Origin of the sequence: Paenibacillus sp. FSL L8-0470, from assembly GCF_038008625.1 — a bacterium.
Lineage (GTDB): Bacteria > Bacillota > Bacilli > Paenibacillales > Paenibacillaceae > Paenibacillus_AQ.
Map to the genome: position 1 here is coordinate 680,001 of NZ_JBBOZM010000001.1, position 11,992 is coordinate 691,992.

General features: G+C 53.2%; 9 protein-coding genes, 2 rRNA genes and 1 riboswitch (1 of these 12 running past the window's edge). Of the genes, 9 read left to right on the plus strand and 2 right to left on the minus strand.

Annotation, left to right across the window (positions count from 1 at the left end; genetic code table 11):
• The 3 genes from NST99_RS03120 to NST99_RS03130 form a co-directional block, all read left to right on the plus strand.
• A 23S ribosomal RNA gene (locus NST99_RS03120) occupies positions 1–2,096 on the plus strand; it begins 831 nt to the left of the window's first position.
• A 78-nt stretch (positions 2,097–2,174) separates the two neighbouring features.
• Positions 2,175–2,291 (plus strand): 5S ribosomal RNA (gene rrf / locus NST99_RS03125).
• A gap of 262 nt (positions 2,292–2,553) precedes the next feature.
• Complete coding sequence (locus NST99_RS03130; RefSeq protein ID WP_341089663.1) at positions 2,554–3,309, plus strand: acyl-[acyl-carrier-protein] thioesterase; 756 nt, start codon at positions 2,554–2,556, stop codon at positions 3,307–3,309.
• Between the two features lie 100 nt (positions 3,310–3,409).
• Here the strand turns inward: NST99_RS03130 and NST99_RS03135 are convergent, their stop codons facing one another.
• Positions 3,410–4,345, minus strand: coding sequence for an AraC family transcriptional regulator (locus tag NST99_RS03135; RefSeq protein WP_341089664.1), 936 nt, complete (start codon positions 4,343–4,345; stop codon positions 3,410–3,412).
• 66 nt (positions 4,346–4,411) lie between these two features.
• The gene (gene tsaA / locus NST99_RS03140) at positions 4,412–4,855 is read right to left on the minus strand and encodes a tRNA (N6-threonylcarbamoyladenosine(37)-N6)-methyltransferase TrmO (protein WP_341089665.1); all 444 of its coding nucleotides are present in this window, start codon (positions 4,853–4,855) and stop codon (positions 4,412–4,414) included.
• A gap of 128 nt (positions 4,856–4,983) precedes the next feature.
• Between tsaA and NST99_RS03145 the strand changes: the two genes are divergently transcribed.
• From NST99_RS03145 to purK, 6 genes are all read left to right on the plus strand, one after another.
• On the plus strand, positions 4,984–7,122 hold the full coding sequence (locus NST99_RS03145) for a DNA topoisomerase III (RefSeq protein ID WP_340894976.1): 2,139 nt from the start codon (positions 4,984–4,986) through the stop codon (positions 7,120–7,122).
• 259 nt (positions 7,123–7,381) lie between these two features.
• Positions 7,382–8,626 carry an MFS transporter gene (locus tag NST99_RS03150; protein ID WP_341089666.1) on the plus strand — a complete coding sequence of 415 codons (1,245 nt, stop codon included), beginning with the start codon at positions 7,382–7,384 and terminating at the stop codon, positions 8,624–8,626.
• A gap of 80 nt (positions 8,627–8,706) precedes the next feature.
• On the plus strand, positions 8,707–8,970 hold the full coding sequence (locus tag NST99_RS03155; protein ID WP_038585652.1) for a DUF1294 domain-containing protein: 264 nt from the start codon (positions 8,707–8,709) through the stop codon (positions 8,968–8,970).
• Positions 8,971–9,022: 52 nt separating this feature from the next.
• The gene (locus NST99_RS03160; RefSeq protein WP_038585655.1) at positions 9,023–9,457 is read left to right on the plus strand and encodes a universal stress protein; all 435 of its coding nucleotides are present in this window, start codon (positions 9,023–9,025) and stop codon (positions 9,455–9,457) included.
• Between the two features lie 165 nt (positions 9,458–9,622).
• Positions 9,623–9,724: riboswitch (purine riboswitch) on the plus strand.
• Positions 9,725–9,969: 245 nt separating this feature from the next.
• A complete protein-coding gene (gene purE / locus NST99_RS03165) occupies positions 9,970–10,455 on the plus strand; it encodes a 5-(carboxyamino)imidazole ribonucleotide mutase (RefSeq protein ID WP_341089667.1) in 486 nt (161 codons plus the stop codon).
• 368 nt (positions 10,456–10,823) lie between these two features.
• On the plus strand, positions 10,824–11,990 hold the full coding sequence (gene purK / locus NST99_RS03170) for a 5-(carboxyamino)imidazole ribonucleotide synthase (RefSeq protein WP_445745014.1): 1,167 nt from the start codon (positions 10,824–10,826) through the stop codon (positions 11,988–11,990).
• Positions 11,991–11,992 lie beyond the last annotated feature (2 nt).

The following is an 11,992-nucleotide window of genomic DNA, read 5'->3' on the forward strand; positions in this document are numbered from 1 at the left end:
ATTCCAATCGAACTCGGAGATAGCTGGTTCTCCCCGAAATAGCTTTAGGGCTAGCCTCGGTGAATGGAGTGGTGGAGGTAGAGCACTGATTGGGTGCGGGGCCCGCAAGGGTTACCAAGCTCAGTCAAACTCCGAATGCCATTAACTTCTTGCCGGGAGTCAGACAGTGAGTGCTAAGATCCATTGTCAAAAGGGAAACAGCCCAGACCATCAGCTAAGGTCCCCAAGTGTGTGTTAAGTGGGAAAGGATGTGGAGTTGCACAGACAACCAGGATGTTGGCTTAGAAGCAGCCACCATTGAAAGAGTGCGTAATAGCTCACTGGTCGAGTGACTCTGCGCCGAAAATGTAACGGGGCTAAACACACCACCGAAGCTATGGCTAGATGCTTTGCATCTGGGGTAGGGGAGCGTTGTATGTGGGTTGAAGGTGTACCGTAAGGAGCGCTGGACAGCATACAAGTGAGAATGCCGGTATGAGTAACGAAAAGATCAGTGAGAATCTGATCCGCCGAAAGCCCAAGGTTTCCTGAGGAAGGCTCGTCCGCTCAGGGTAAGTCGGGACCTAAGGCGAGGCCGAAAGGCGTAGTCGAAGGACAACAGTTTGAAATTACTGTACCACCGTAATCCGCTATGAGCGATGGGGTGACGCAGGAGGGTAGTGACGCGGACTGATGGATGTCCGTCTAAGCAGTGAGGCTGGTGTGTAGGCAAATCCGCACATCGTTAAGGCTGGGCTGTGATGGGGAGCGAAAATTACAGTAGCGAAGGTCATGATCTCACACTGCCAAGAAAAGCCTCTAGCCAGGAGAAGGTGCCCGTACCGCAAACCGACACAGGTAGGCGAGAAGAGAATTCTAAGGCGCGCGGAAGAACTCTCGTTAAGGAACTCGGCAAAATGACCCCGTAACTTCGGGAGAAGGGGTGCCTCGGTAGGGTGAATAGCCCGAGGGGGCCGCAGTGAAAAGGCCCAAGCGACTGTTTAGCAAAAACACAGGTCTGTGCGAAGCCGCAAGGCGAAGTATACGGGCTGACGCCTGCCCGGTGCTGGAAGGTTAAGGGGAGCGGTTAGGAGTAATCCGAAGCTGTGAACCGAAGCCCCAGTAAACGGCGGCCGTAACTATAACGGTCCTAAGGTAGCGAAATTCCTTGTCAGGTAAATTCTGACCCGCACGAATGGCGTAACGACTTGGGCGCTGTCTCAACGAGAGATCCGGTGAAATTTTAATACCTGTGAAGATGCAGGTTACCCGCGACAAGACGGAAAGACCCCATGGAGCTTTACTGCAGCTTGATATTGAATTTGGGTACGATCTGTACAGGATAGGTGGGAGCCGTAGAGGCAGGAGCGCAAGCTTCTGCGGAGGCGCCGTTGGGATACCACCCTGATCGTATCTAGGTTCTAACCTGGTGCCCTAATCGGGTACGGGGACCGTGTCAGGCGGGCAGTTTGACTGGGGCGGTCGCCTCCTAAAGAGTAACGGAGGCGTTCAAAGGTTCCCTCAGAATGGTTGGAAATCATTCGAAGAGTGCAAAGGCATAAGGGAGCTTGACTGCGAGACCTACAAGTCGAGCAGGGACGAAAGTCGGACTTAGTGATCCGGTGGTACCGCATGGAAGGGCCATCGCTCAACGGATAAAAGCTACCCTGGGGATAACAGGCTTATCTCCCCCAAGAGTCCACATCGACGGGGAGGTTTGGCACCTCGATGTCGGCTCATCGCATCCTGGGGCTGAAGTAGGTCCCAAGGGTTGGGCTGTTCGCCCATTAAAGCGGTACGCGAGCTGGGTTCAGAACGTCGTGAGACAGTTCGGTCCCTATCTGTCGTGGGCGCAGGAAATTTGAGAGGAGCTGTCCTTAGTACGAGAGGACCGGGATGGACGTACCGCTGGTGCATCAGTTGTTCCGCCAGGAGCATGGCTGAGTAGCTACGTACGGACGGGATAAGCGCTGAAAGCATCTAAGCGTGAAGCCCCCCTCAAGATGAGATTTCCCAATTAGTAAGACCCCTTGAAGACGACGAGGTAGATAGGTTGGAGGTGGAAGTGCAGCAATGCATGGAGCTGACCAATACTAATCGGTCGAGGGCTTATCCAACAAATTAAGACGCAGATTCGTTTCGGATTCAGTTTTCAGGAATTAAGGTTCCTGAAGCATTTACGCTGTAAATGCCCGTTTGGTGGCGATAGCGGAGGGGTTCCACGCGTACCCATCCCGAACACGACCGTTAAGCCCTCCAGCGCCGATGGTACTTGGACCGAAGGGTCCTGGGAGAGTAGGACGCCGCCAAGCACACAAAGCCATTGTTGAGTTTCTCAACAGTGGCTTTTTTGTTGCCTTTTGCGTTAAGATTTAACTGCTGGCTATTGAATGTGGATAGGATAGGGGATAAAGTGAACAGAAGAAAAACTTGTCCACATGTGGATAAGAATCATGAAACATACAGCGAATCAAAAGTACTCCCCAATTAATGTGGATAGTATTGAGTATTTGTGGATATATGTGACTTTTAATGTTGATAATAAGGAGCTTTGCAAGCAAAGGGGATATTCCAGTGGATAATACAGACAATCTTGTGTGGATAGAAAGATTTGTAGTTCAAGCCAGCGATACGGATTACCGTTCCCAGGCTAAGCTGTCTTTTATTCTGGAGATGATGCAGCGTACGGCTGACTCAGCGGTAAGTGCACTTGGCCTCAGTCTTGAACAGATGCTGGAGGCAGGGATGGGCTGGATGATGATCACTCTTGATCTGGAGTTTCAACGCATCCCCCGGCTGAATGATGAGTTGACAGTGCACACATGGAGTAAAGGGACCAAGGGAGCCATGTGGCAGCGTGACTACCGTATTTATGATAAGGATCATACAGAGGTAGCTGTGGCGCGTTCAATCTGGGCGCTTGTGGATACGGAGAAGCGTAAGCTGCTGCGGCCATCTGCTCTTCCCATATCAGTACTGCATTATGAAGGTGATTCGGTCGGCAGTATTCCAGATAAGGTAACCATTCCTCAGGACATCTCCATGGAACAAGCTTACCGGTATCAGGTCAGATATAGTGGTCTGGACAGCAATAATCATTTGAACAATGCACGTTATGGTGATTTATGCTGCGATGTTTTGTCTCTGGAAGAATGGGGTTTGAAGGAACTGAAGCGGTTCCGGATTACTTATGTACAGGAGGCAAAGTATGGGGATGAACTGATGATTGTGCGGTCACTGCTAACAAGTGAAGGTGCATTTGTTCAGGGAAAGCTGGAGCAGGTCATATCATTTGCAGCTTGTCTGGAACTTGGTGAAGAAGTACATTAACGGAAATACATATAGGAATTATACATGAGGGGGAACTATCCGATACTTAGACCCCCCTATACAAATGTCCGTGTCTGCTTAGCAGATACGGACATTTGTGTTATAGCAGTTCCAAGGGAACATAAATCTCGCTTATTGAATCTTTGTCATCCGGGCCCAGATATTGCTCGCCATAATATTCGAATTCGTAAGGCAGGGAAAGCCGGTATTCACTTTTTGGAAGCCAAGTCTCATAAATATATTTGTAGGTATAAGAGACATCCTTCGACAACCCTTTATGTATGAACTTTAAATAGGTGGCTGCAGGCAAGGTATAAACAGGAAAATCTGCCGATAGTTGCGCTTGTTCAGAGGCGGAATGGCGATAAGCGGTTTGAGTTACGGCATATTGATGACGGCCCGATATCTCTGGCTGAGGGTAAAGCTCGCAAGCACATATATAGGAAGCCCCGCTGTTTTCAAAATCGTCAGCCCAGTAGCCCACTTGATAATACCGTTCGGGAAGCCTGCGGCCGTGCAGGCTGGGCACTCTGGTGAACAGCTGGGACCAGGCTTCGGAGATTACAGAATAGTCAGCGATAACGTTCACAATAGGTCCCTTGAGAGTAATTTCATCTAGCTTTACGATCTGCGGAGGCGTTCCTTGAACTACAGGCAAATGAAGCAGATCCTGTTCGTGAAGCCGGTGCAGCAGTGGAAGCAGAGGATTATTTCGTTTATTGCGGACCTGCGTCGGTGTGGTATGCAGCAACCTTTTAAAGGCCCTGGTGAAGGTCTCGTAGTCGTTAAAATGATAATCCAGTGCAATGTCCTGGAAAGAACGCTCCGGCCATCGTTTAAGATCCTTGGCAGCCTCGGTAATTTTGCGTCTGGCTATATAATCCCCTGGTGTTATCCCCGTAATAGCCTGGAATAAACGAATGAAATGATACAGAGAATAGCCGGTTCTCCTGGAGAGGGCAGTGACAGACAATGGAGATTTCAGTTCAGCTTCAATATGGTCCAAAGCCTGGACGATGAGCTGGTAATTGTTCATGTCTACCCCCTCAGGAATTAATGGAATAAAATGCAAAATACTGAAGCTGAGCAGCTATCTCAATAATTAATCAGCTACCCAGTCTCCCCAGCCGTCGGCCCATTCAGGGACAGAGACATCTTTGACGCGGTCCGTACTGGGAAAGTAAGCCTTGATATCGAGAATTGGCGTACCAGGGTAAGCATCCAGTCCGGCAACCTCCACAATGCCCGATTCCATATCGACAGACACTATGGCAGCTACGCTAAGGCCTAAAGGATTGGGGCGGACAGGAGAGCGGGAAGCAAAAACTCCACTTACAGGTGCCTCATATGGAGGCTGAACCTGTGTGGTTTGCCGGAAGTGGTCATCTGCAAACTCATGAATCCACCAAAGGATCTGGCAATGGCTGAAATTTTGCAGGCCTTTCAAGGCAGGGCGAAATTCAGGTTTAAGCTCAAGACGCAGATTATCAGGCTGCCCGGCAACCACACCTACTGGTATGACATTATACACTTCTTGCTTGGACATTTGCTGTGACTCCTTTCGGATAACGGATACAGCCTATTGTATAATGTGGAGATAGAATTCAGCCTGACGATATTTGCGGTCTTTTGTATCATGGTATAATAAGTTGTTGGCAAGGAAGGGAGAGAATTATGAAGGTATTGGTATTGGCGGAAAAGCCGTCGGTTGCGCGTGAGATTGCACGGGTGCTGGGTTGCGGGAATAAACAGAAGAGCTATATTGAAGGTCCGAAATATGTAGTTACCTGGGCTTTGGGGCATTTGGTCGGTCTGGCAGAGCCTGAAGACTATAACAATAAATTTGCTTCTTGGGCATTGGAGGATTTGCCGATTCTGCCGGAGAAGGCCAAACTGAAGGTGCTGCGTGAGACAAGCCAGCAGTATAAGGCTGTGCAGCAGCTGATGAAACGCCAGGATATCGACGAACTGATCGTTGCAACGGATGCAGCGCGGGAAGGGGAGCTTCTGGCCCGCTGGATTATGAATATGGCCGGCTGGAAAAAGCCGTTCCGGCGTCTATGGATTTCTTCGCAGACGGATAAGGCGATCAAAGAGGGATTTGCGTCACTGCGTCCGGGCCGGGATTTTGACCGTCTGTATGAATCGGCGCGCTGCCGCGCAGAGGCGGATTGGATGATTGGTCTTAACGTTACGCGTGCTTTAACCTGCAAGTTCGGTGCTCCGCTGTCGGCAGGCCGTGTGCAGACACCCACGCTCGGCATGATCATGGACCGGGAGAACGAAATTACAGGCTTCCGTTCCCAGGAGTATGAGATGTTGACCGCAGATTTCGGGAATTTCCAGGCGGGTTGGCGTGCTCCGGGCGGGGATGGCCGGATTTTTGACAAGGAGAAGACAGCGAAGCTCAATGACAAGCTTACCGGCCGCAGCGGGCGTATCGCCAAGGTGCAAAAAAGCGAGAAAAGCGAGCCGCATCCACTGGCGTATGATCTCACCGAGCTGCAGAGGGATGCCAACCGCAAGTTCGGCTTCTCGGCAAAACAAACATCCAGTGTGCTGCAGCGTCTGTACGAGCAGCATAAGCTGGTCACTTATCCGCGTACGGACAGCCGTTATCTAACCTCGGATATGACGGGAACGTTAAAGGAGCGGCTGGACAGCATCGCTGTCGGACCCTATGCGGCATTGGCACGGCCGCTGCTGCGTAAACCGCTGCCCATTACAAAGCGGATAGTAGATGACAGCAAGGTGAGCGATCACCATGCCATTATTCCTACGGAGCAGACAGTGCTCTTAAATCTGCTTAGTGCGGAAGAACGTAAGCTCTATGATCTGATCGTGCGGCGTTTTATCAGCCTGTTCTATCCGCCGGCCCGTTATGACGCGGTGGCCGTCACGGTAAGCGTGGAAGGCGAGAGCTTTCATGTGAAAGGCACCACGGTAAAGGACGCAGGCTGGCGTGAGGTATACGGCGGTGATATGAGCAATGACGACGAAGAAGACAATACAGCCGATGAGCCTGCGGCAAGCAGTGTGAAGCTGCCGGAGCTGCGTGAAGGTGAGGCCGTTAAGGTACTGCGCTGTGTGATCCGTCCAGGGCGGACACAGCCGCCCAAACGGTATAACGAGGCTTCGCTGCTGACTCAGATGGAGAAGCATGGCCTCGGAACACCCGCAACCCGGGCCGATATCATTGAGAAGCTGGTCAGCTCGGATACTATCGAGCGGCAAGGCAATTCTCTTCACCCGACAGGCAAAGGGAAGCAGTTGATTGAACTAGTCTCGGCACAGCTGCGCACGCCGGAGCTGACGGCGCGCTGGGAGGCCGAGCTGGAGAAGATTGCCCGCGGACAAGGGCGGCCCGAGCCTTTTCTGCAAGGCATCCGCAGTATGGCGCAGGAGCTCGTATCCGGCGTCAAGAGCAGCGGCGCAGAATACAAGCCGCATAATGTCTCCAGCAGCCATTGTCCTGAATGCGGGACAAGAATGCTGGAGAAGAAGACCAAAAAGGGCAAGCTGCTGGTCTGCCCTGCTGATGACTGCGGCTATACCCGTGCCGGAGAGAAACGGCTTTCGAACCGCCGGTGTCCGCAGTGCCATAAGAAAATGGAGCTTAAGGAAGGCAAGGCGGGTCTCTATGTGCAGTGTCTGGGCTGCGGAATAACAGAGACGATGGACAAGGACCACAAGCATATCAATAAACGTGAGCAGCAGAAGCTGGTGCAGCAGTACAGCAAACCTGAAAGCGTAGGCTCGAATCTGGGTGAGCTGCTCAAAGCGGCAATGGAGGCCAAGCAGAAGGGGGATTAACCGTAATAACCTCTGTGGAGCGGACTTTTAAACTATAGATTAAGAAACCTAAATAAGTCTGCCGGAATCCCCGGCAGGCTTATTTAGGTTAAGAAGGGCGACTGGGGTGCTGCATGCACCGAAGTCTTGGAGAGATACAGGTTCCAAATCACTTTCCGTTTTAGGGCTGTCAAACAAAAGACAGATATGTTTTACTAAGAAGATCGGCAAAAGAGCAGGAGCAACTCTAAAAAAAGAATAAGCGGGTGGTAAAGTGACAGTGCCTAAGCCAAAAGAAAACGGGGCCCAGTCGGTAGAAGGTTCAAAGACTAAGGAAAGCAGCCATTTCTACTTCCTGGTCATCGTCTTTATGTTCTGGTTCTCTTCATATATTTATGTTCCGGTGCTCTCTCCCTATGTGGAGCATCTCGGGGCTTCGTATGTTATGGTCGGCTCAGTTCTGGGGATATACGGTCTGATGCAGATTCTGTTCCGGCTGCCGATCGGAATCGGCTCGGATTATTTGAACCGGCGGCGGCCGTTCATTTATCTGGGGCTGATCGCCAGCGGCGCAAGCTGCCTGCTGTTTATGGCGGGAGCGCATCCGGGCTGGGCACTGGCGGCTCGTGCCGTATCCGGAATAGCAGCCTCCGCCTGGGTAGTGTACTCGGTGATGTTTGCCGGCTATTTTCCGAAAGAGGAAGCGGGAAAAGCGATGGGTATGCTGCAGTTCACTACGGTCATCGCCCAGTTGATGAGCATGATGATCAGCGGCTACATGGTGGAGCACTGGGGCTGGAATGCCCCGTTTGTTATCGGGGGGCTTGTGGCGATAGCGGCTCTGGTACTCGCCCTGCGTCTGCCGGAACAGCAGCAGGAGAAGCGGGAGAATGCGATCCAGCTTAAAGACCTTGCTGCGGTAATTAAAGAGCCGCTGCTGGTCAAAGTCTCGCTGTTATCCGTGCTGGCGCACTGTGTGCTCTTTATTACAATGTTCGGCTATACTCCGAACCAGGCGCTGGACATCGGTGCAAGCAAGGAGAGCTTAGGCTGGCTGACTTTGGCATTTATGCTGCCCCATGCCATTGCGACACTCTATGGTTCCCGTCTATTTGGCAGGCTGCTTGGCGACCGGGGGACTCTGCTGCTGGGTTTTGCCGGAAGCGCGCTGTTCACGCTGCTGATTCCTTCAATGCCGACGCTTGCCGCCTTGTGTGCGACACAAATCGGGAACGGCTTTATGCAGGGACTTATTTTTCCGCTGCTGCTTGGCAAATCGGTATCGGGAGTGGCGCCCTTTAAACGGGCAACTGCGATGGGCTTCTATCAGGCGGTGTATGCGATTGGCATGTCAGGAGGGCCATTTGTGGCGGGGTGGATGAGCTCTGCTTATGGCTTAAGCGGCGGATTCTGGCTGGGAGGGATCGCGGCAGCCCTTGCTGCCGTATTATCCTGGGTATGGATTACGGATGCTGGCGGGTCCCGCGAAATAACAGGAAAACAAGGGCGCATGCGTGGCAGGTAATGTGAGGATTATTGGTTTTTTGCCGGAAAGGGTACTATAATATGAAGTAGATAGGATAAGAGGGAGGAGAGCCGGAAGGAATGGTCAAGGGTGTGTTGCTGTGGTTTGCACTAATTAATATTATCGGGTATGTGGTAATGTCCGAGGACAAGAACAAGGCCCGAACAAGGCGGGAACGCGTACCTGAGAAGACGCTTTTTCTGCTGGCATTTATGGGCGGTGCGCTGGGTGTGCTGACTGCCATGTACCGCAAGCGCCACAAGACGCGGCATACTTCTTTCAGGATCGGAATTCCGCTGCTGTTGCTGCTTAATATCCTGCTGTATGGGTACTTTTTAAGGTAAGCTTTTTTGAATTACGTTATGGCTACACAAAACAGAAAAAGAGGTGGCGTACATGTTATTCTCAAAAATTTTGCTCGCCTATGACGGTTCCAAGGCATCCAATCAGGCATTGGAGCGTGCGATCGAGCTGGCTAAGGTAACTCCGGGTTCATCTCTTTACGTTGTACACGCATTTGAATTCCCGCGCTTTTTTATTGGGGAAGCTCTTGCACCTCTACCAGCTTCTGTAAACAAAGATTACTATGATCTGGCGGTGCAGACCACAGAAGAAGTGAAGAGCCGGCTTGAAGCGGAAGGACTGAATGCTACGGTGGAGCTGCTGCAAGGATCTCCTGCAGAAGTGATCTTGAATTATTCCAAGGAGCATGATGTGGATGTTATTGTAATCGGCAGCCGCGGTCTTGGCGGAATACGTGAATTTGTTCTGGGCAGCGTAAGCCATAATGTGGTGCAGAGCGCCCGTATTCCGGTACTGGTCGTAAAATAATAGATTTTATTCTGGGAGGAGCACAAAGGTGTTCCCCCCTTTTTCTTTAGTTTCCCTGCCCAATTAGCCAAGAACAGGAATTAGAAATTGGCAAAAAGCGAACGATTTAACGTGTAAATTTTACAATGTTCGTGTTTAAGTTGACATGAAGTGTAGGCCATTGTTAAACTGAACCTATGAAGAGCTCGTATAAAACCGGGGATAAGGCCCGGAAGTTTCTACCCGGCAACCGTAAATTCCCGGACTACGAGGAAATAGGATGACTAGAATGGCCATCAGAGCGCCCCGGGGTATTTGGGCAGTGCACTATGTGCTTGTCCCTGTATGCTCTGCCGAGGCGGAGACAGATGGGGTAGTCCCTCCTGATTCCTGCAGTAGTCTGGGTCCACCCGCAGCAGAATGCGTTTGGAATCCGGGCTTTTTTTTTCGGAATTATGGGAAACTTGCGGGAAATGGGACAAACTTAAAGCAGATAAGAGTATCTATATCGGGAACGGAAGGTAGGTTGAGTCATGTCTGTGCAAGTTGGGGTTATTATGGGCAGCAAATCCGACTGGGAAACGATGGAGCATACCTGTGCGGTGCTGGAAGAGCTGAGTGTGCCTTATGAGAAAAAAGTGATTTCCGCACACCGCACACCGGATCTGATGTTCCGTTATGCGGAGGAAGCGGCGGGCCGCGGACTTCGCGTTATTATCGCCGGAGCAGGCGGCGCGGCGCATCTGCCGGGAATGGTGGCAGCGAAGACGGTATTGCCCGTTATCGGTGTTCCGGTGCAGTCCAAGGCGCTTAACGGCCTGGACTCGCTGCTCTCCATTGTGCAGATGCCGGGCGGCATTCCGGTGGCGACAGTAGCCATTGGCCGGGCCGGGGCCGTCAATGCAGGGCTGCTCGCGGCGCAGATCATCGGCGCTTTCGAGCCAGAGGTACAGAGCCGGGTGCAGCAGCGGCGCGAAGCTACAGAGCGCGAAGTGCTGGAAAGCAGCGACACCTTATGAAACCGGAAGAACTGAAGCCGGACGGTTTGGAAGTGAGCACGATGCGGGATGGGAGACAATCGCGGGGCGAAGCAGCGGATGGCCTGGAAGTCCTGGCACAGCAGGGACAGGCTGGACAGCGGGGCGGAGAGAATGGGCTGGAAGTCCTGGCACAGCAGGGACAGGCTGGACAGCGGGGCAAAGAGAATGGCCTGGAAGTCCTGGCACAGCAGGGACAGGCTGGACAGCGGGGCGAAGAGAATGACCTGAAAGCTCAAGGCCAGGAGGCAGCGGTGTCCTACGGACTCGCCGCACCGGGTGGAGACAGGCCCCGGACGCTGCGCCCCGGTGCAACCATCGGCGTGCTGGGCGGCGGCCAGCTCGGGCGGATGATGGCGCTGGCCGGCAGCGCCATGGGCTACCGCTTCGTGGCGCTGGACCCGGCGCCGGATGCGCCCTGCGGGCAGGTGACGCCGCAGATACACGCGGCGTACAACGACCGTGAAGCGGCGCGGGAGCTGGCGCACCGCTCGGACGTGATCACGTACGAGTTCGAGAACGTCGATGCGGGCGTGGCCGCGCTGCTGACGGCAGAGTCGTACGTGCCCCAGGGCAGCGCGCTGCTGTACACCACGCAGCACCGGCTGCGCGAGAAAGCGGCCATCGAGGCGGCAGGCGTGCCCGTTGCCCCGTACCGCAAGGTCGGCAGCCTGGAGGAGCTGAACGCCGCGGCCGCCGACCTGGGCCTGCCCTGTGTGCTGAAGACAGCCACAGGGGGGTATGACGGCAAGGGACAAGCCGTCATCCGCCGGCCGGAAGAGCTGGAAGCAGCCTTCCGGCAGGTCGCCCCGGAAGCTGGCGGAGCGCAGGAGGCGCCCCAAGCTGGCGGAACAGACAGCTCCACCCATTCCGCAGCCTCAGCCGGAAACGTTATGCCGGAGCTGGTGCTGGAGAAATTCGTTGCTTTTAGCTGCGAAATCTCTGTCATTGCTGCCCGCAGCGCATCCGGTGAGGTCAAGAGCTTTCCGCCTGCCGAGAATATTCATGTGAACAACATCCTGCATCTGTCGATTGTGCCTGCCCGTGTGCCGGAAGAGATTCAGCGGAGAGCCTGCGAGCTTGCCGAGCAGTTGGTGTCCGGACTGAATGCCGTCGGACTGCTGGCGGTAGAGATGTTTGTTACAGACGACGGAGAATTGTTCGTCAATGAACTGGCTCCGCGCCCGCATAATTCAGGGCATTACACGATGGACGCCTGCGTCACCTCGCAGTTCGAGCAGCATGTCCGGGCGATCTGCAACTTGCCGCTTGGAGATACCTCGCTTTTGACTCCTGTAGTCATGGTGAATGTGCTTGGGCAGCATCTGGACGGGGCAATGGAGCAGATTAGTGGGATGGACGAAGCAGCAAACCGGCTGGGGATTTCACCCAAGCTTCATATATATGGCAAGACTGAGAGCAAGACCGGCCGCAAGATGGGCCATATCAACCTGCTCTGCAAGGACACCGGAGACGGTCTGTCCTGGGTGGAGCAAACTAACCTTTGGAGGAACTGACA

Coding starts and splice junctions, on each gene's coding strand:
- NST99_RS03135 (WP_341089664.1), bottom strand. CDS start 4,345: ATGAACAATTACCAGCTCATCGTCCAGGCTTTGGACCATATTGAAGCT.
- purK (WP_445745014.1), top strand. CDS start 10,824: ATGATGGCGCTGGCCGGCAGCGCCATGGGCTACCGCTTCGTGGCGCTG.
- NST99_RS03145 (WP_340894976.1), top strand. CDS start 4,984: ATGAAGGTATTGGTATTGGCGGAAAAGCCGTCGGTTGCGCGTGAGATT.
- purE (WP_341089667.1), top strand. CDS start 9,970: ATGTCTGTGCAAGTTGGGGTTATTATGGGCAGCAAATCCGACTGGGAA.
- tsaA (WP_341089665.1), bottom strand. CDS start 4,855: ATGTCCAAGCAAGAAGTGTATAATGTCATACCAGTAGGTGTGGTTGCC.
- NST99_RS03160 (WP_038585655.1), top strand. CDS start 9,023: ATGTTATTCTCAAAAATTTTGCTCGCCTATGACGGTTCCAAGGCATCC.
- NST99_RS03155 (WP_038585652.1), top strand. CDS start 8,707: ATGGTCAAGGGTGTGTTGCTGTGGTTTGCACTAATTAATATTATCGGG.